Here is a 19,339-nt window from a genome sequence, read left to right on the forward strand (position 1 = left end):
ATGTTTGATGTAGATGTAAGTAAGCTGGATTTTAAAATCAGAGACATGATAAATGAGTATCTAAAAATACTCATTTCTCGCAATGGAAGCGATTTGCATGTAAAGGCAAATGGTCTTATCCGCGGACGCATAAACGGCGAAGTTGAAATTTTAGGCGATAAAATTTTAAGCAAAGACGACATGCTAATCCTAGCCAAAGAGCTACTTAGAACAAATTTTAAAGAACTTGTTGAAAAAAGAAGTGTTGATTTTATCCATAATTTAGATGAAAATTTTAGATTTCGTGTGAATGTATTTTTTCAAGTAGATGGCGTATCAGCAGTATTTCGCACGATACCAACTAATATACCAACCATGCAAGAGCTAAATTTACCAAAAACAATTCAAAATATAGCGACTAATACTCATCGTGGATTAGTATTAGTCACAGGTCCAACAGGAAGTGGCAAGAGCACCACTTTAGCTAGCATGATACAGCACATAAATGCAACCCAAAAACGTCATATCATCACAATCGAAGATCCGATAGAATTTATACACAAAGACAATTTAAGCATAATAAATCAACGCTCAGTCGGTCAAGATGTGGCAAATTTTGCCGAAGCATTACGTGCGGCACTACGTGAAGATCCAGATGTGATATTAGTAGGCGAGATGAGAGATTTACAAACCATTGAGATGGCTATGAGTGCTGCCCAAACGGGCCACTTGGTATTAGCCACCATGCATACTATTGATGCAAAAGAGAGCATTAATAGAATCGTGTCAATGTTTGACACAAATGAACAAAATCGCATTCGTGTTACATTAGCATCTACACTAGTAGCTACAATCTCTCAAAGGCTAGTAAAAACCATCAATGAAAAACGAACTGCCGCAATAGAAATACTAATAAACAATGCAAGAACACAAGATATTATCTTAAATTCAAATGACCATGAGCTATTTTCTGTCATGCAAGAAAGCAAAAATTTCTTCGGAATGCAGACTTTTGATATGCATTTGCTTGAGCTGTTTGCAAATGGCACGATAAATGCCGATGAGGCACTTAAAAATGCCACAAGAGCGAATGATTTAAAAATACAAATTAAAAATCTCACACTCAAAAATTCTATACACAACGACATAATCGCCCTAAAAGATTTAAGCTAAACTAATAAAATTTAAAACTAGTTTAGCTTAAATTTATAAATTTTTAGCTATACTCGGCACTTATTTTTTATGAAAGGATGACGATGTTAGAAGGTATCGTTAGAGAGAGTATCGGTAAAAAGTCTGCAAAGGCTTTAAGAAGAGATGGTTATCTAATCGCAAACATTTACGGTAAGGGATTAGAGAATGTTTCAGCAGCTTTTAAGGTAAATGAGTTTATCAAAGAAGCTAGAAAGAAAGAGACCCTTGCATTTGATGTAAAAGTTGGCGAAAAGGTATATAACGTTGTTATCGTTGATTACCAAAGAGATGTTGTTACAAATGAATTAAAGCACGTTGATTTAAAAGTGGCCCTACCTGGAGTTGTATCAAAATATCTAATACCAGTTAAACCATTTGGCACTCCAGTTGGTTTAAAAAACAAAGGCGTTTTAATACAATCTAAACGCCGTGTAGCTGTAAAATGCACAGCTGAAAATTTACCAAATTCATTTGATGTAGATGTAAGCAAACTAGATATTGACGATACTATTTTAGTCCGTGATCTAGTTGTTCCTGCTGGTGTGACTATGGTTGATGCTGATCGCATTGCGGTTCTTGGAGTCATTAAAGCTAGATAAGGCACATTTGATGACACTTATAGTGGGGCTTGGAAACCCCACAAAACAATACGAAAATACAAGGCACAATGTCGGATTTATGCTTATAGACCTGCTTAAAGACGATAATTTCTTAGACGTAAGTTCAGCTAAATTTCAAGGTGAACTCTTTAAATACGGAAAAATTTTACTACTTAAACCAACAACTTTTATGAACCTATCTGGAAACAGCGTAAAGGCTGTAAATGATTTTTACAAACCAAAACGCATTATTGTCGTGCATGATGATTTAGATCTTGGATTTGGCGTAGTTCGGTTTAAAAAAGGTGGCAGTAGCGGCGGACATAATGGTATAAAATCAATCGATAACTTAATCGGCAATGACTACGAAAGAGTGCGAATAGGCATCGGCAAAAAAGGAAATGCTGCAAATTTCGTGCTTGGCGAGTTTAGCGATAACGAAAAAACACACTTAGATGAAATTTTATCTCATTGCAAAAATGCCATAATCGAGCTTTTAGAAAGTGACATTACAACTATTTCGGCAAAATTTAGCTTAAAAAAGAGTATACAAATATGACAAAACTAAACATTTGGCTAAGATTTGCAAAATTTATCAGGATTTAGCATGAAGTTATTTGCTAGATACGCTGGATGGCTCTATTTAAAATCATTTTTGATAGTTTTTTTATCACTTGAATTATTTTACGTTGGCATTGATCTGCTTACAAATTTAAAAGATATCCCAAGCTCAGCAAACTTACAGCTTTTATATATCGGACTAACCGCCCTTACTGCTGTGTCATATGTGCTTCCTATATCTCTTGTATTTGGCATAATAATTTCTCACATAAATATGGTTCGCTCAAATGAACTTGTTAGTTTTTATGCACTTGGAATTAGTAAAAATAACGTCATAATTACGCCTTTTTTTATGGCACTTTTTATCACATGTATCTATGTGGGATTAAATTTTACACCATTTGCTTATGCTTATGATTATCAAAAAGGTATAATTAATGGTGTAAATTTTAATCGTGCCACAACAGATAGTTTTTTAAAATTTGATGGTAAATTTATCTACATAAAAGAGTTAAATCCATTAGAAAAAGATATAAAAAATATAGTAATTTTCGATGTAAATCAAACTGAATTAAACAGCGTAACATTTGCCAAAAGTGCCTATTTTAAAGATAATGCTTGGGATTTAATAGACGCCAATATAACTACTTTGCCTAAAATTTTTAAAGTCGGAAACGATGGCTTGATATTACAAAACAAAGACCATTTAAATACACTAAAAGGCTTTAGCCCAAAAAGTATCCAAAGTGCAAACCAAAATGAAAAAGTAGGACTTAGCATAGGTGATGCATTTGATTTTATGCTAACGTTTAAAAATGAAGGAGCATCCATAAATAGTGCAAAAGTCGCATTTTACACACTTACAATTGCTCCGTTTTTTGCTCCGTTTTTGTTGCTTATTATATACTATCATTTGCCAACAACTGGTAGATTTTTTAACCTAGCTCTCGCTAGTTTTATATATGTATTAATCACACTAATAACTTGGGGTATATTATTCGTGCTTGCACGTTTTTCTGCCACTGGTGTTATCGTGGCTGAACTTGGCATAGTTTTACCAGTCATTTGTATTTTATCATACGCCTTATATCTTTTAAAAGCCCATCGTTAAGCGAATTTTTTGTATAAATTTTGTAAAATCTAGCCATTTTTAAAAAAGGCTATTTATGGACTATCTACAACTTTCACAAAAATACCAAACCCCACTTTATGTATATGATTTTGATTATATTGCGTCTAGATACAATGCACTAAAATCAGCATTTAACGCACGAAAATCTCTCATCTGTTATGCAGTAAAGGCAAACTCAAATCTTAGTCTTTTAAGGCACATGGCCACTCTTGGAGCAGGTTTTGATTGTGTTAGTATAGGTGAGATTAAGCGTGCATTATTGGCTGGCGCTAAGCCATACCAAGTGATATTTAGCGGAGTTGGTAAGAGCGATGCTGAGATCAAAGAAGCACTACAAAATGAAATTTTAATGATAAACGTAGAAGGCGAAAGCGAACTAGACAGAGTTGAAATGATAGCAAAAATGCTTGTTAAAAAGGCTCGTATAAGTATAAGAGTTAATCCAGATGTAGATGCCAAAACGCACCCATATATATCAACAGGCTTAAATAAAAATAAATTTGGAGTAGATATAAATACAGCAAAAAAAATGTATCTTAAAGCCAAAAACTCTAACCACCTAGAGCCTATTGGCATACATTTTCACATTGGTTCTCAAATCACTGAAATTTCAAGCATAATAGAAGCTGCAAATATAGTAAGCGTATTAATGCGTGAGCTAAAAGCACTTGAGATTGATATTAAATTCTTTGATGTTGGTGGCGGAATTGGCATAGTTTATAAAGACGAAAACGAAGTAAATCTATATGAATACGCACAAGGCATACTTGCAGCCCTTGGTGGTCAAGATGTCACGATAGTATGCGAACCTGGCAGATATATCGTTGGAAATTGTGGCACACTAATAACAAGTGTTTTATATGAGAAATTCAATAAAGATAAGCGTTTTGTGGTAGTAGATGCAGCCATGAATGACCTACTTCGCCCTAGTTTATACGAGGCACATCATGAGATAATTTCGCTAAAAGATGGCGAAAAATCAAACTGCGATATAGTAGGTCCGATATGTGAAAGTGGTGATTTTTTAGCAAAAGATATAAAGCTTCCTAGACTGCAAAACTCAGATATTTTAGTAGTAAAAAGTGCTGGTGCGTATGGGTTTAGCATGAGTAGCAACTATAACACAAGAGGAAGAGCCGCAGAAGTAGCAATACAAAACGGCACCGATAGGCTAATACGTCGCCGTGAAAGCTTTGAAGATATCATTGCACTAGAAAAGGACTATTTATAATGCAAGAGATAAATGAAATACGAAAAAGCATAGACGAGATAGACGATCTTGTCTTAGCCAAATTAAACGAAAGAATGCAATATGTCAAAAAAATAGGCGAATTAAAACAAGCAAGTGGCACGAGCATCTACCGTCCAGAACGCGAACGAGCCATATTAAACCGCTTACAATCAGTCAAAGGTGGATTATTAAATAAAGCCGCTATTGAAGCGATATATCTTGAAATTTTTGCCGTATCTCGTAACCTAGAAATGCCACAAAAAATAGCCTATTTAGGCCCTGAAGGAACATACACGCATCAAGCTGCAGAGAGTAGATTTGGTGCGATGAGCGAGTATTTGCCACTAGCCACGATAGAATCTGTATTTACCAAATTATCACAAAAAGAGGTCAAATATGGCGTCGTCCCGATCGAAAACAACACAGAAGGAGCGGTTGGTGTTACGCTTGATTGTCTAGCAAAATTTGACAACGTAAAAATCGTAGCTGAAATGTATCTAGATATCCATCATAGCTTTGTTAGCCTAAGTGAAAATTTAAAAAACATAAAAACAATATACTCTCATCCACAAGGTTACAATCAGTGTCGAAATTTCCTAGATAGTCACATGCTATCAGATGTAAATTTCATCCCTACAAAATCAACTGCAGAAGCCGCGTATCTAGCATCTCAAGACTTAGACACAGCTGCAATTTGCTCTAAAATCGCAGCTAAGTTGTATAATGTACCTATTTTATTTGAAACAATAGAAGACAATGCTTCAAATCGCACTAGATTTTTTGTGCTTAGTGATTTTAAAACAGGTAAAACAAGTGGTACAAAAACATCAATCTTAGCAAAAGCAGGTCATAAACCAGGTAGCTTGTCTGATTTATTAAGAATTTTTAAAGATGAAAATATAAATTTAACCAAATTAGAAAGCAGACCACTTAAACAGCGTGACTTTGAGTTTATGTTTTTTATAGATTTTATAGGTCATATTGATGATGAAAAAGTGCAAAATGCTCTAAATTTAGCCAAAGAAGCGGGGAATGAAATAATGTGGCTAGGTAGTTATTTAGATGGAGATGAGTGATGAAATTTAATAAAAACTTACAAAATTTAAAAAACTACGAAGCAGGAAAGCCAATCGAGCTAGTTGTGCGTGAATACGGCATAAATGAAAAAGATGTCATAAAACTAGCAAGCAATGAAAATCCATTTGGCACAAGTGAAGTTGTATCAAAAGGCATAGCTGAAATTTCAAATAAAGCACATCTGTATCCTGATGATAGTTATTTTGAGCTAAAAGATGCATTGGCCAAAAAATACAACATAGATGTAAAAAATATCCTAATAGGACAAGGAAGTGATCAGGTAATTGAGTATTGCGTTCATGCCAAAGCAAATGAAAATAGTGCCATTTTAACCGCTGGTGTGACCTTTGCCATGTATGAAATATACGCAAAACAAGTTGGCGCAAAAGTGATAAAAACGACATCTCAAACACATGATTTAAATGAATTTAAAGAGCTTTATAACAAGCACAAAGATGAAATTTCAATCATATTTTTATGTATGCCAAACAATCCATTGGGTGAGTGCATAAGCAAAGATGAAATTTATGACTTTATCGCCACAATAGACAAAGATGTTATGGTGGTAGTTGATGCGGCGTATATGGATTTTGCAAGCTACAAAGATACCAAAATGCAAATACAACCAGATGATTTGATTAAAAATTTTCAAAATGCAATTTTTACAGCGACATTTTCTAAATCATACGGACTAGGCGGTATGCGTGTAGGATATGCAATAGCCAACAGTAGCGTTATATCAGAACTTGCAAAACTAAGAGCCCCATTTAACATCACTACGCTTAGCTTAAAGGCTGCAATCTTAGCTTTAAGCGACGAGAGTTTTGTAAGCAAAACGATGAAAAATAACTTTAAAGAGATGATAAAGTATGAAAATTTTGCAAAAGAGTTTGGTTTAGAATACATTAATAGCTACACAAATTTTATTACAATTAAATTTAATAAAGAAAATAGCTCACAAATATGCCAAAATCTACTAAAAAAAGGTATAATTTTACGTGATTTAAAAAGCTATGGTTTAAATGCTATTCGTATTACCATAGGAAAAAGTGAGCAAAACGACAAAGTTATAGATGAATTAAGGGAAATTTTAAAGTAAAAATATGGATTTTAAGGCACTTTTACAGCAAATAGCAGGACTTTACCAAAAACTTACAAACAAACAAAAAATAGTCATTGCCACTTCCGTGGTGGTAGTTGTCGGATTTTTAGTATTTTTAACGATGTTTAAATCAAAACACGAAAGTTACGCAGGCTATAGTGTGCTATTTGAAAACATAAGTCCAAACGACTCTGCCTTAATTATAGATCAATTAAACAAAGATGGCGTAAGCTATAAACTCGCAAACGAAGGCACGATTTTAGTCCCAACTGCAGATGTTTATAAAGAGCGTATCGCCGTAGCAACACTTGGAATACCAAAAGAGAGTAAGATTGGTTTTGAAATTTTTGACAAACAAGAATTTGGTGCCACAGATGCGGATCAACGCGTAAAATACCAGCGTGCAGTCGAAGGAGAATTGGCAAGAACTATACAAAGCTTAGCACCTATACAAAAAGCAATAGTAAGAATAGCCTTTCCAAAAGAGACTGTTTTTACCGAAAGACAAACTTTACCAACAGCTTCTGTTGTTTTGGAGTTAAAAGCTGGTGGAAGCCTTAGTCAAAAGCAAATTTTTGGTATCAAAAATTTAGTAGCAGCAAGCGTTACAAATTTAAGCACAGAAAATGTCAAAATCGTAAATCAAGACGGAATTGCACTTGGCGAAGAAGATGGTGGGTTTGACAGCGATATGATAGCTCAACAAATTCGCTATAAACGAGAATTTGAAAACAATTATGAACAAAAAATCATAAATGTCATAGCCCCAATTGTAGGTGGCGAAAGCAGGGTTGTAGCAAAGGTAAATATTGACTTTGATTTTGACAAAAAAGATAGCCAAAGCGAAGTATATGACCCAAATAACGTAATTAGAAGCGAAAGTAATATTGAAGAAAGTCGCCAAGGAAGAAGTCCAAATGAGATACAAGGTGTTCCTGGTGCAGTTAGCAACATAGGTCCAGTTGAGGGTCTAGACGATAGCTCACTTCAAGAGCAATACTCCAAAAGCTCACAGCAAACAAACTATGAAATTTCGCGTAAAATAACAAATATCAAAGGACAATTTGCCACTATCAACAGAGTTAGTGCTGCTGTTGTTGTTGATGGAAAATATGAGCGAAAAAAAGATGAAAATGGCAATGATACAAACGAAGTCGTCTTTGTGCCACTTAGCGAAGCTCAAAAAGCATCAATAACAAATCTCATCAAACAAGCTATAGGCTTTAATGCTAGTCGTGGAGATGAAGTTACACTAGATAGTTTTGAGTTTAATTTAGGCGAAATTTTATCAACTAGTCAAAAAGTAAATGGATTTATGCAAGATTATGTGATGCCATTGATGCCTTTATTAAAATATATATTTGCATTATTGTTGCTATATATCTTGTATAAAAAAGTTATTGTGCCATTCATGCAAAAAATGCTTGAAGATGCCAAAGACGATGAAGACGAGCTTGACTTAGAACATCTTGAGAGCATAGATATAGACGATGAAGACACACTTGAGAAATTTAAAGCAGCAAAACGAAAAGTAGAAGAACAGTTAGGTTTAACTGGCGACTTTAATGAAGATGAGTTAAAATACGACGTATTGCTTGAAAAGATGAAAGCAATAGTGCAAGAACGAAATGAAGAGATTTCTATACTCTTACAAGATATGGTTAAAAACGATAGTGAATTTAATGTTCGCAAGGAGCTATAGTGGCTATAAAATTAACAGATCAACAAAAAATGGTATATGATGATTTATCAATGCCTGAAAAAATAGCAATCTTGCTTATACAACTTGGAGAAGAAAGCACTAGTTTGCTTTTTTCTCACATGGATGTAGATGTTATAACCGACATATCAGGCTACATTGCAACTGCAAGAAACATAGACAAGCAAGTTGCAGCTGCAATCTTAGAAGAATTTTATGCATTAATGCAATCAAACCAATACATGAGAAGTGGTGGTTTAGAATATGCCAAAGAAATTTTATACCGCACATTTGGTCCAGAAGCAGCACAAAAGATACTTGATAAACTAGCCAAATCAATGGAAAACACAAAAAGTTTTGGCTATCTAACCAAAATAAAACCTCAGCAATTAGCTGATTTTATTGTCAAAGAACATCCGCAAACCATAGCATTGATACTAGCGCATATGGACTCAACCAGTGCAGCTGAAACATTATCATATTTTCCAAACGATTTAAGAAGCGACGTGGTTATTAGAATGGCAAATTTAGGCGACATAAGTCCATCAGTAATCAAACGTGTATCAACTGTTCTTGAAGGCAAACTAGAAAGCCTAACATCATACAAAGTCGAAGTTGGCGGACCTAGGGCAGTTGCTGAGATGCTTAATCGCTTAGGACAAAAAGCGTCAAAAGATACCATAAGCTACATTGAACAAAACGATGAAAAATTAGCAACTACAATCAAGGAGCTGATGTTTACCTTTGAAGATATCAATACGCTAAATGCAACAGCCATAAGAGAGATACTTAAAAATGTAGAGAAAAAAGACTTAATGGTAGCGTTAAAAGGTAGCAATCCAGCACTTAAGGATAAATTCTTAGCAAATATGTCGCAGCGTGCAGCAGACGCGTTTAATGAAGAGATGGGATTTTTGGGTGCTGTTCGTGTTAAAGATGTCGAAGAGGCACAGCGTCGAATAGTAGAAGCAGTCCAAGCTCTAGCAGAACAGGGTGTATTCCAAGTTGGCGAAGCAGATGAGATGATAGAATGAGAAATACTAGCGTAATAACAAATGACAAAATGTCAAAGCACTTTGTAGAAAACTATAGATTTAAGGTATTAGGAAGCGAACCTAGAAATCATGATAAATCAAATGAACCACAAACTGAAAATTTTGTCTCAAATGTTATATCTGAAAATGCCAACGACTTAGCACAAGATGAAACAAATCAGCCACAAAATTTTATACACGAAAACATAAGTCAAGAACAGCCAATAAACAGTGGATTTGATTCAAATTTTGTTGAAGAGCTACTTAAGAAAACAGATGAATTAAGTAGCAATATTATAAAATTACAAATGAAAATAGAAAACCAAGAAGCTGAGTTTGATAAAAGACTACAAGCTGAAATAGCAAGAGCCAAAGAAGATGGCATAAATGAAGGATTGGCTCAGGCAAACATCGCATACGAGACACAACTAAAGGACTTAAACGAAAAATTCAGTTCATCAATTGCCAAAATTTCAGCAAAATACGATGAATTAGACACATTTATAAACAAAAACGAAGAAGAACTAGCTACCACCGCCATAAGTATAGCAAATGAAGTGCTAATGAATGAAGTAGGGCAAAACTCAAGCAAAATCGCTTACAATCTAGCCTTAAATTTATTAAAAACACTATCTGATGCAAAAGACATTACACTTAGAGTAAATCCTAGCGATAGCGAATATCTAAGTGAAAATTTTGCCCAAAAAACACATATTAAAATACAATCTGATGACGCTATAAGCAAGGGTGGAGTCGTTATAATAAGCGAGGCTGGAAATATCGATGCGACACTACAAACTAGACTGGAAAATATAAAGGGTCTGCTGTGATAGATGTAAAAAATATGGACTTAATGCAGCTTGAAAAATTATGCAAGGATATAAGAGAAAAAATCATCGAAGTGGTCAGCAAAAATGGCGGTCATCTAAGCTCAAACATTGGTGCAGTAGAGCTAATAGTAGCCATGCACTATGTTTTTGATGCCAAAAACGATCCATTTATATTTGATGTAAGCCATCAAGCATACACTCATAAACTTCTTACTGGACGCTGGAAAGAATTTGACACACTTAGACAATACAAAGGCATATGTGGTTTTACCAAGCCAAAAGAGAGTGAGTATGATTATTTTGTAGCAGGACATAGCTCTACATCTATAAGCATCGCAGTAGGTGCAGCAAAAGCGATAAAACTAAAAGGTGAAAATCGTTTGCCAATAGCACTAATAGGTGATGGATCAATGAGTGCCGGAATGGCATATGAAGCACTCAATGAATTAGGCGATAGAAAATATCCCTGTATAATCATACTAAACGATAATGAAATGAGCATATCAAAACCAATAGGTGCCATAAGCAAATACCTAAGTCATATTATGGCTGGCGAGGCTTATCAGAAATTTAAAAGCGGAGTTGAGAAAATTTTATCTTATATGCCAGAGTCGGCCTCATATATGGCAAGACGTGCAGAAGAGAGCATTAGATTAATAACACCTGGGATTTTGTTTGAAGAACTTGGACTTGAATATATAGGACCAGTAGATGGACACAATCTAAAAGACCTAATCCAAACCTTTACAACCGCAAAAAATATGAAAAAACCGGTTATAATTCATACGCAAACATTAAAAGGCAAAGGTTATGAAAAAGCCGAAGGACACTACGCATCATGGCATGGCGTGGGACCATTTGATGTAAATACTGGTGAGATTATTAAAAATTCCAGTGCTAAAAAATCAGCGACGCAAATTTTCTCCCAACACTTACTAGAGCTTGCAAAAGAGCATGATGACATAGTCGGTGTAACAGCCGCTATGCCAACAGGCACAGGCATGGATGCACTCATACAAAACTATCCTGAACGCTTTTGGGATGTCGCCATAGCAGAGCAACACGCAGTCACTTCGATGGCAGCAATGGCAAAAGAGGGATTTAAGCCTTTTGTAGCGATATACTCAACTTTTATGCAACGTGCATATGATCAAATCATACACGATGCTTGTATTATGAATTTAAACATCACATTTGCCATGGATAGAGCGGGTATAGTAGGAGAGGATGGCGAAACACATCAAGGTGTTTTTGATATAAGCTTTTTAAATGCTATACCAAATATAGTGCTTTTTGCTGCTAGAAGTGAAGAGATGCTTAAAAATAGCATGAATTTTGCCTACGAATATCAAGGAGTATCGGCGTTTAGATATCCACGTGGCGGATATCTACTAGATGATAGCGAATTTACACCGAGTCCTTTAAAGCTTGGCAAAGGCGAAATTTTACACTACGGAACAAGTAATGTAGCACTAATTGGGTATTCAAACGCAGTCGGAAAGGCAAACAAAATTCGTGAAAAAATAGCAAAGCATTTAGATGCTACACTCGTGGATTTGGTGTTTGTAAAGCCACTTGATGAGCAGATGTTGTTAAATTTAGCCAAAAATAGCAAAAAGTGGTATATCATAAGCGATAGTAGTAAAAATGGTGGCATAGGCGATATATTAAGTGCATTTTTGCAAAAACACAATATTTTAGATGTAGGAGTTGTTAGTTTTGAGTATCCAGATGAATTTATCCAGCATGGTGCGACTGAGCTTATAGAAGATGAACTTGGCATAACGGTCGATAAAATTTCTCAAAAAATATTATTAGATAATTAATATCATCTAATAAAGAACTTTTTAAGATTTCTTTTAATATAATGCTTAAAAAATTTTTAATTTAAGGAATTTTATGCAACACGTTTCGCTTTTAAAGCAGTTTGGCCTAAAAGTCACACCTCAAAGATTAAGCATATTAAGAATTTTAGACCGCCATACTCACCCAACAATCGATGAATTATACGAAGAGATCAAAAAAGAAAATCCATCGGTCTCATTGGCAACTGTTTATAAAAATCTAAATACGCTAAAAGACGAAGGATTAGTTGTTGAAGTAAATATAGTAAATAAAAAACCAAGATATGACATATACGAATACCCACACATTCATGTTGTTTGTGAGTGTTGCGGACACGTTCAAGACTTAAGCTACGAAGAAGCGGAACTAGCACAATATCAAGAAAAACCAGAAAAAAAACTAAGCAATATAATTGAGCGTCTAAACGTAGTAGCAAACGTCAAAAGCTGCAAAAATTGTCGCTAAACATAAATAAAGTCAAACAAGGCTTTATTTATCTAAAATCAAAATTTCAGCCACAAACTGCTAAAATATGAGAAATTTTAGGGAGGTTTTATGAGCTTAGAGATACGGCGAAAATTTCTACTTCATGATAACTCGATACTAAAATTTTTAACCGATTGTGGCGTTGTTTTTAACATCAGCGAAATTTCACAATTTTATACAAAAATTAGCAAAAATACAGAAGTAAGATATCGCAAACAAAATGACACCTACACTAAAACTCAAAAATCTGGCACTGGCACAAGCTGTAATGAAATCACAACATTGTGTGATATTAGCGAGTATCAATCTGAACTAAAAAATAAGATAGGCGATGTCTTGCACAAAACAAGATATCACTTTAAACTCAATGCAAACGATGCTTATATCGACGAATATATAGGCGAACTGCATGGGTTAAATATACTGCAAATTAAATTTAACGATGAATTATATGCTGTATTTTTCAAACTTAAACAGCCACTTTTAGGATTTGTTAAGTGCGATGTAAGTGCTGAGCCAAAATACAAAAATAAATCCTTGGCTACACTAAATATGCCAGACGAAAATATCGATAAAAAATTAGCAAAATCAGTGCTAGAAAAAAATGATTTAGACATAAGCCTTCCAAAAAATATAAATATCAGTTACGCACTAAAGATTGTGTTAAATCAAAATTACAAAAATAAAAATTATGCTGAAATTTCAAATATTTTTAGCAACTTTAACGATGTTTTTGACACGCACACAAGTGATGTTTTTGCTGTAAATTTTAAAAAGCTAAGCAATATTACTTCGTCATATAAAAATCTCATAAATTCCACTTCGCACATAAAAAATAATAAAAAAAATGCACAAATATTAGATTTTTTAGCACTAGCTATCAAAGCACAAGAAAGCAATATATCAAGATATATTGATGAAAATATAAAATTTTTAAAAGACTTTGAGATGTTTTTGGACGAAGATAGCGGATTTTACGACGGAAAAAAGGCAAATCAAAATACTTTAAATATCGTAGCTTATACACTAAGAACAAGCCTAGTAAGATTACGCTTAGCATTAAAAAATATAGATGAAAATAGCAAAAATACAAGTTTTTATAAACTAACAGATATCTTAGAAACTATAAATTTAATAGATGAAAATTTCGGAGCTTTTTTTGATTTTAAAGCATACTTAAAAGTTATCAAAAAAACGCAAATTTTACTTAACATCTTAAGAAATTTAAGCGAATGCGAAATATGTCTAAATGCATGCAACAGCCTAAAAGAAAATGAAAAACTTAGCAAAATTTTAATATTAAAAATGCACAAAAAACGCGATAAACTCATAAAAACTAAAGCTAAAATGGATAAAATTTCAAAAAAAGTATCAAATCAAATAAAAATATACTATCAAGGATAAATTTTGCAAAAACAAGAAAAAATCGTAAAAATGTTTGATGATATAGCCAAAACTTACGACGTCGCAAATCGCGTTTTAAGCATGGGCGTTGATATAAGCTGGAGAAAATATGCATGTAAAAAAGTGTTAGACAATTTCACACATCAAAATATCAACATAGTCGATGTAGCATGTGGCACTGGCGACATGATGGGTATGTGGCAAAGCACCGCACAAAAACAAAATGTTAGCATAAACAGCCTAACAGGCATAGATCCATCATCTGGCATGATGGAAGTTGGCAAACAAAAATTTCCAAACTTCACATTCATACAAGCATATGCTAATGACACAACTTTAAGTGATGCTTGTGCAGATATATTAAGCATAAGCTATGGCATAAGGAATGTCGTAGAAAGACAAAAGGCACTAATTGAGTTTAATAGAGTACTAAAAATGGGTGGTTACGTTGTAGTTTTAGAATTTACCAAACGCCAACAATCTGGCTTTTTAAGCAAAATTCGTGACTTTTATCTGCAAAAAATTCTACCAAAAATAGGTGGCTTTATCTCAAAAAATAAAGAAGCATATGAATACTTGCCTAGCTCGATACAGGACTTTTTGGACGCAAAGAGCTTTTGTGATGAACTTAAAGAAACTGGATTTGAGATAATAGAGTGCAAAGGTTTTTCGATGGAAATTTCAACACTATTTATAGCCAAAAAAATAAAGGAAACAAAATGATACGCATAGGCATACACGGTGCAAGTGGCAAAATGGGCAAAGAGATAGCACAAAATTTAGCAAATAATGAAGTGGCAAGACTAAGCATAGCATACGCAATAGATGAGATTACATATCAGTTGCCAAAAGGCGTGCTTGTAACAAACAACTTAGATGAATTATTTGCAAATAGCGACGTCGTGATTGATTTTACTATAAAACAAGGTGCAATAAATTTAATAAATTATGCAAGAACAAATCCAAAGCCACTAGTCATAGGCACCACCGGACTAGGCGATGATGCGACCGAACTAATAGCACAAGCAAGCAACACAATGCCTATATTATACGCTACAAATATGAGCTTGGGTGTAGCAGTACTAAATCGCTTAGTGGCAATTGCATCAAAAGCGCTTAGAGAATTTGATATAGAAATAACCGAAATGCACCATAAACACAAAAAAGATGCACCAAGTGGCACAGCATTAACTCTAGCAGAACACGCCGCACTAGCTAGAAATTTAGATCTAAAAGAGGTCATGACAACCGGTAGAGAAGGACTAGTAGGTGCTAGAAACAAAGATGAGATTGGCGTTATGGCTTTGCGTGGCGGAGATGTTGTTGGACGTCACACGGTTGGTTTTTACAATGATGGAGAATTTATCGAGCTAAATCACACAGCAACAAGTAGAGCAACATTTGCCAAAGGAGCTATAAAAGCAGCAATTTGGCTAAGCACTCAGCAAAGTGGCAAATACACGATATATGATTGCTTGGGGCTTTAAATTTCTAAAAAAGAGAAATAGCGATAAATTTAGCCTTGATGATATCAAGGATTATGAGCGTGAAAATCACAATGAATTTTTGTGCTTTTACGCCCAAAAGCAGAAATTTTAAATGCTGGTGATTTGACTAAGCTCATATTTTGCTTTAAAGATGACAAAAGCGACTTTGTGTAAGCAAAGCGTGTAAGTAAGTGTGTTTGGCAATGGTAGCAAGGATAGCGAATTTATCGACTTTTAAACAACAAAGTATATAAAGTCAGTAAAAAGCAAACGACGAGCTAAATTTATAGCTCATAATATTTTAAAATCTATCATGACTAAGGTATAAAGGTAAAAATTTGCAAAATTTTATGAATATTTGCGGTAAAATATCAAAACCTTAAGCATGGATTTGTAAAAAACTAAAAAGGGTAAAAATGTGTGCGATAGTAGGTGTTATAAACTCAGCCGATGCTGCAAAAACAGCATATTATGCTTTGTTTGCAATGCAACATAGAGGACAAGAAGCAAGCGGAATAAGCTCATGTGACAATGACGGAATCATAAGAACAATAAAAAATAGAGGTTTGGTAACTGAGGTATTTAACAAAGATAGCTTTGAAATTTTAAAAGGACGCATGGCAATAGGGCATAACCGCTACGCCACGGCTGGTAGCGACTCTTTGCTTGATGCTCAGCCAGTTGCGGCAAATTACGCACTTGGCTCTATTTCTATAGTGCATAATGGAAACCTTATAGATAAAGATAAAACAAGACAAGAGCTAATACAAAATGGAGCTATTTTTGCTTCAAATATGGATACAGAAAACATAATTCATCTAATAGCTCAACACAAATCACACAGTCTAAAAGATAGAATTTTATATGCCTTAAACAACATAACAGGAGCTTACTGCCTACTTATACAATCACGCACCAAGGTTTTTGCGATACGTGATAAATACGGAGTTAGACCATTAAGTATAGGCAAATTAAAAGATGGTGGCTATATTGTAGCGAGTGAAACTTGTGCGTTTGATTTAGTTGATGCAGAATTTATAAGAGACGTTAAGCCAGGAGAGATGATTACATTTGAATACGGCAAAGATGGCTTTAAAAGTGAGCAGATTTTTACACCAGATCCTAGAATTTGTGCGTTTGAATATATATATTTTGCTCGTCCAGATAGCATCATAGATGGCAAAAACGTATATGATGTGCGTAAAAATATGGGGCGTGTCCTAGCCAAAAAAAGCAAAACAAAAGCGGATTTTGTAATTCCAGTTCCTGATAGTGGCGTTGCTGCGGCACTTGGTTACGCTCAAGAAAGCGGTTTGGCGTTTGAAGCAGCGATAGTAAGAAACCATTATGTTGGCAGAACATTTATCGAGCCAACACAAGAGTTAAGAAATTTAAAAGTCAAACTCAAACTAAACCCTATGCATAGCGTATTGCAAGGCAAAAGCGTGATTGTCATAGACGATAGTATAGTGCGTGGAACTACTAGCAAAAAGATAGTCGAACTACTTCGTCATGCAGGAGTTAAAGAGATACATTTTAAAGTAGCATGCCCTGAGCTAAAATATCCAGAAAGATACGGCATAGATACGCCTAGCTTTGAGGAATTAATCAGTGCAAATAAAAATATTGAACAAGTTCGCAAATACATAGGTGCTGACAGTCTTGAGTTTTTAAGCATAGATGAGCTAACAAGTGCGATAGGAAACGAACGCAAATACTCACTCGTAAGTTTTGATGGAGATTATTTTATAAAGTGAAATTTTATATATTTTTATTTATGGTTTTATTTATGGTTGGTTGTGGCAGCAAAACACCACAAAATCACAGCCCAAAGCCCTTTAGATACTTTTTTGACAATGACGCAAATTTAAAAAAAATCAGCTTTAAACGCGAAGTATCAGAGCAAGAAAAATACAACAAAACAGGGGTTGCACGAGTAGAAAGAAGCAATCTAGGCACAATGTATGAAACGGCAAATCATAGCTATTCGATTATAATGACTAATAAACAGATAAACCCAAATAATAAAGATGAAATTTCATCACTTAAAAACTCACAAACAATTAAAATTTATGAGTTTAATCAAGGCAATATCCAAAGCATAAATTTTAACTCACAAAACCAAGTTTGCACTTCGCTACAAAAAGGCGAAAAAATAGATATAAAAAGTGTAAATAACTACTATGCAAACCACTATGATTTTAGTCAAAATGACAATGATTTGTTTGCCAGTATTATATTGTCATCATACGAAAATTATGAGTTAGCAGTTAGTAAATATAGTTTTTTGCAACACATAAACGACGACGATACTAAACAAAAGGTTGCCGCACTCGTATATGATGATAAATTCAAACAAGTGCTTGGTGCAAATCTGCAAAGACAGGTGCAAATTTTAAAGTTTTTATGCGAATTAAAATAAGCAAAGGATAAAGTATGCAAAAACGAAAACTAGGACAGATACAAGTAGGTGCTATGGGGCTTGGATGCATGGGAATATCTCAGTTTTTAGGTGTTGCACTTAGCAAAGATGAAGGCATAAATTTACTACACGAAGCTTTTGAACTTGGCATAGATTTTTATGATACGGCTGAGGTATATGGTCCGTTTGTGAATGAAGAAATTTTAGGAGAAGCATTTAAAAATAAGCGAGATAAAGTAAAAATCGCTACAAAATTTGGATTTAATATACAAAAAGTAAATAACCATTATCAAATGGCTGGTCTAAACTCCGATCCAAAACACATAATATCAGCCGTTGAAGGCTCATTAAAACGACTAAAAACAGACTACATAGATATCATCTACCAGCATAGAGTTGATCCAAATGTGCCGATCGAAGATGTAGCTGGTGTTGTTGGTGATCTTATAAAACAGGGCAAGGCTAGAGCATTTGGGTTAAGTGAGGCTAGCATAGGCACACTAAAACGTGCAAATGCAGTGACACCAGTTTCAGCTATGCAAAGTGAGTTTTCAATGTGGTGGCAAGAACCAAAAGAGAAAATGTTTGATGAACTTGATAAAATAGGGGCTGGATTTGTGGCATTTTCTCCACTTGGAAGAGGGTTTTTAACGGGAAATTTTAGCAAAAATGCAGATTTGAATGAAAATGATAGCAGAAAACACAATCCACGTTTTAGTGATGAAGCAATGAGTGCAAACAAGGCATTACTAGACTTTTTAGATGAAATTTCAACTAGTAAAAATGCCACAAAATCACAAATTGCTTTAGCATGGACTTTAGCTCAAAGCGATATAGTAGTACCAATACCAGGAACAAAAAAACTAAGCAGACTAAAAGAGAATCTAGGGGCTTTAAAAATCACTTTAAACAAAGACGAATTGCAACAGATACAAGACAAGCTAGATCGCATACAAATAACCGGACATCGCTACACAGCAGCACAAGATAGCATGGTAGATAGATAAATTTATGCATTAATCAAAATGTATTGCCAGGAGGGGTTGTTTAATTTTAAACACAATAAATACGTAAATGGCTAAAATTATAAGGCTCTCTTTAATTTAAGTTCTTAACAAGGAGCTTAAAAGTATGATTATATCGATGAAAATAAGTACATATATCGTTCCCTAAATTTCAGAAAAGAAATTTAGGGAAATTTTAAGATATTTCTGCCTAGATATTGAGGCTACTAAAATATCAAAATTAGTAGGAATT

General features: G+C 34.4%; 19 protein-coding genes and 1 pseudogene. All 20 read left to right on the forward strand.

The genetic code is table 11. The features are described from left to right. A complete protein-coding gene (locus tag LQU93_RS04515; protein WP_229932693.1) occupies nucleotides 1-1,152 on the forward strand; it encodes a type IV pilus twitching motility protein PilT in 1,152 nt (383 codons plus the stop codon). Between the two features lie 83 nt (nucleotides 1,153-1,235). Next, nucleotides 1,236-1,772, forward strand: coding sequence for a 50S ribosomal protein L25/general stress protein Ctc (locus tag LQU93_RS04520; protein WP_229932694.1), 537 nt, complete (start codon nucleotides 1,236-1,238; stop codon nucleotides 1,770-1,772). Nucleotides 1,773-1,782: 10 nt separating this feature from the next. Next, complete coding sequence (gene pth, locus LQU93_RS04525; protein ID WP_229932695.1) at nucleotides 1,783-2,331, forward strand: aminoacyl-tRNA hydrolase; 549 nt, start codon at nucleotides 1,783-1,785, stop codon at nucleotides 2,329-2,331. A 48-nt stretch (nucleotides 2,332-2,379) separates the two neighbouring features. Further along, on the forward strand, nucleotides 2,380-3,444 hold the full coding sequence (locus tag LQU93_RS04530; RefSeq protein WP_229932713.1) for an LptF/LptG family permease: 1,065 nt from the start codon (nucleotides 2,380-2,382) through the stop codon (nucleotides 3,442-3,444). A 55-nt stretch (nucleotides 3,445-3,499) separates the two neighbouring features. Continuing rightward, entirely contained in the window at nucleotides 3,500-4,696 is a 1,197-nt protein-coding gene (gene lysA / locus LQU93_RS04535) for a diaminopimelate decarboxylase (protein ID WP_229932696.1), read from the forward strand. After that, the gene (gene pheA / locus LQU93_RS04540) at nucleotides 4,696-5,772 is read left to right on the forward strand and encodes a prephenate dehydratase (protein ID WP_229932697.1); all 1,077 of its coding nucleotides are present in this window, start codon (nucleotides 4,696-4,698) and stop codon (nucleotides 5,770-5,772) included. Before lysA ends, pheA begins: the two co-directional genes overlap by 1 nt. Then, on the forward strand, nucleotides 5,772-6,872 hold the full coding sequence (gene hisC / locus LQU93_RS04545; protein ID WP_229932698.1) for a histidinol-phosphate transaminase: 1,101 nt from the start codon (nucleotides 5,772-5,774) through the stop codon (nucleotides 6,870-6,872). The genes pheA and hisC overlap by 1 nt, the downstream gene beginning before the upstream one ends. A 4-nt stretch (nucleotides 6,873-6,876) precedes the next feature. After that, nucleotides 6,877-8,577, forward strand: a complete 1,701-nt coding sequence (fliF, locus tag LQU93_RS04550; protein WP_229932699.1) for a flagellar basal-body MS-ring/collar protein FliF — start codon at nucleotides 6,877-6,879, stop codon at nucleotides 8,575-8,577. A gap of 29 nt (nucleotides 8,578-8,606) precedes the next feature. Further along, nucleotides 8,607-9,608 carry a flagellar motor switch protein FliG gene (gene fliG, locus LQU93_RS04555; RefSeq protein ID WP_229932714.1) on the forward strand — a complete coding sequence of 334 codons (1,002 nt, stop codon included), beginning with the start codon at nucleotides 8,607-8,609 and terminating at the stop codon, nucleotides 9,606-9,608. Further along, complete coding sequence (gene fliH / locus LQU93_RS04560; protein ID WP_229932700.1) at nucleotides 9,605-10,438, forward strand: flagellar assembly protein FliH; 834 nt, start codon at nucleotides 9,605-9,607, stop codon at nucleotides 10,436-10,438. Before fliG ends, fliH begins: the two co-directional genes overlap by 4 nt. Further along, complete coding sequence (gene dxs / locus LQU93_RS04565) at nucleotides 10,438-12,264, forward strand: 1-deoxy-D-xylulose-5-phosphate synthase (protein WP_229932715.1); 1,827 nt, start codon at nucleotides 10,438-10,440, stop codon at nucleotides 12,262-12,264. The genes fliH and dxs overlap by 1 nt, the downstream gene beginning before the upstream one ends. Nucleotides 12,265-12,337: 73 nt before the next feature. Next, entirely contained in the window at nucleotides 12,338-12,748 is a 411-nt protein-coding gene (locus LQU93_RS04570; protein ID WP_229932701.1) for a Fur family transcriptional regulator, read from the forward strand. A 90-nt stretch (nucleotides 12,749-12,838) separates the two neighbouring features. Beyond that, nucleotides 12,839-14,173, forward strand: coding sequence for a CYTH domain-containing protein (locus tag LQU93_RS04575; RefSeq protein ID WP_229932702.1), 1,335 nt, complete (start codon nucleotides 12,839-12,841; stop codon nucleotides 14,171-14,173). 3 nt (nucleotides 14,174-14,176) lie between these two features. After that, a complete protein-coding gene (gene ubiE, locus LQU93_RS04580) occupies nucleotides 14,177-14,896 on the forward strand; it encodes a bifunctional demethylmenaquinone methyltransferase/2-methoxy-6-polyprenyl-1,4-benzoquinol methylase UbiE (RefSeq protein ID WP_229932703.1) in 720 nt (239 codons plus the stop codon). Beyond that, a complete protein-coding gene (dapB, locus tag LQU93_RS04585) occupies nucleotides 14,893-15,660 on the forward strand; it encodes a 4-hydroxy-tetrahydrodipicolinate reductase (RefSeq protein ID WP_229932704.1) in 768 nt (255 codons plus the stop codon). The genes ubiE and dapB overlap by 4 nt, the downstream gene beginning before the upstream one ends. Then, nucleotides 15,623-15,772, forward strand: coding sequence for a hypothetical protein (locus tag LQU93_RS04590; protein WP_229932705.1), 150 nt, complete (start codon nucleotides 15,623-15,625; stop codon nucleotides 15,770-15,772). Before dapB ends, LQU93_RS04590 begins: the two co-directional genes overlap by 38 nt. 304 nt (nucleotides 15,773-16,076) lie before the next feature. Next, nucleotides 16,077-17,417, forward strand: a complete 1,341-nt coding sequence (gene purF / locus LQU93_RS04595) for an amidophosphoribosyltransferase (RefSeq protein ID WP_229932706.1) — start codon at nucleotides 16,077-16,079, stop codon at nucleotides 17,415-17,417. Continuing rightward, nucleotides 17,414-18,082 (forward strand): DUF8095 domain-containing protein, encoded by a 669-nt coding sequence (locus tag LQU93_RS04600; protein ID WP_229932707.1) that lies wholly within the window; start codon nucleotides 17,414-17,416, stop codon nucleotides 18,080-18,082. Before purF ends, LQU93_RS04600 begins: the two co-directional genes overlap by 4 nt. Before the next feature lie 14 nt (nucleotides 18,083-18,096). Further along, the gene (locus tag LQU93_RS04605) at nucleotides 18,097-19,089 is read left to right on the forward strand and encodes an aldo/keto reductase (protein WP_229932708.1); all 993 of its coding nucleotides are present in this window, start codon (nucleotides 18,097-18,099) and stop codon (nucleotides 19,087-19,089) included. A 132-nt stretch (nucleotides 19,090-19,221) separates the two neighbouring features. Continuing rightward, nucleotides 19,222-19,339, forward strand: a pseudogene (locus tag LQU93_RS04610) (IS1595 family transposase); the annotation flags it as partial.

Source organism: Campylobacter majalis (assembly GCF_905120465.1).
Taxonomy (GTDB): domain Bacteria; phylum Campylobacterota; class Campylobacteria; order Campylobacterales; family Campylobacteraceae; genus Campylobacter_A; species Campylobacter_A majalis.

What these genes read in the sequence shown, in the direction of transcription:
- fliH (WP_229932700.1), top strand. Translation starts at nt 9,605, where the DNA reads ATGAGAAATACTAGCGTAATAACAAATGACAAAATGTCAAAGCACTTT.
- LQU93_RS04520 (WP_229932694.1), top strand. Translation starts at nt 1,236, where the DNA reads ATGTTAGAAGGTATCGTTAGAGAGAGTATCGGTAAAAAGTCTGCAAAG.
- hisC (WP_229932698.1), top strand. Translation starts at nt 5,772, where the DNA reads ATGAAATTTAATAAAAACTTACAAAATTTAAAAAACTACGAAGCAGGA.
- dapB (WP_229932704.1), top strand. Translation starts at nt 14,893, where the DNA reads ATGATACGCATAGGCATACACGGTGCAAGTGGCAAAATGGGCAAAGAG.
- pth (WP_229932695.1), top strand. Translation starts at nt 1,783, where the DNA reads ATGACACTTATAGTGGGGCTTGGAAACCCCACAAAACAATACGAAAAT.
- LQU93_RS04515 (WP_229932693.1), top strand. Translation starts at nt 1, where the DNA reads ATGTTTGATGTAGATGTAAGTAAGCTGGATTTTAAAATCAGAGACATG.
- fliG (WP_229932714.1), top strand. Translation starts at nt 8,607, where the DNA reads ATGGTATATGATGATTTATCAATGCCTGAAAAAATAGCAATCTTGCTT.
- LQU93_RS04575 (WP_229932702.1), top strand. Translation starts at nt 12,839, where the DNA reads ATGAGCTTAGAGATACGGCGAAAATTTCTACTTCATGATAACTCGATA.
- LQU93_RS04530 (WP_229932713.1), top strand. Translation starts at nt 2,380, where the DNA reads ATGAAGTTATTTGCTAGATACGCTGGATGGCTCTATTTAAAATCATTT.
- pheA (WP_229932697.1), top strand. Translation starts at nt 4,696, where the DNA reads ATGCAAGAGATAAATGAAATACGAAAAAGCATAGACGAGATAGACGAT.
- purF (WP_229932706.1), top strand. Translation starts at nt 16,077, where the DNA reads ATGTGTGCGATAGTAGGTGTTATAAACTCAGCCGATGCTGCAAAAACA.
- LQU93_RS04570 (WP_229932701.1), top strand. Translation starts at nt 12,338, where the DNA reads ATGCAACACGTTTCGCTTTTAAAGCAGTTTGGCCTAAAAGTCACACCT.
- LQU93_RS04605 (WP_229932708.1), top strand. Translation starts at nt 18,097, where the DNA reads ATGCAAAAACGAAAACTAGGACAGATACAAGTAGGTGCTATGGGGCTT.
- fliF (WP_229932699.1), top strand. Translation starts at nt 6,877, where the DNA reads ATGGATTTTAAGGCACTTTTACAGCAAATAGCAGGACTTTACCAAAAA.
- lysA (WP_229932696.1), top strand. Translation starts at nt 3,500, where the DNA reads ATGGACTATCTACAACTTTCACAAAAATACCAAACCCCACTTTATGTA.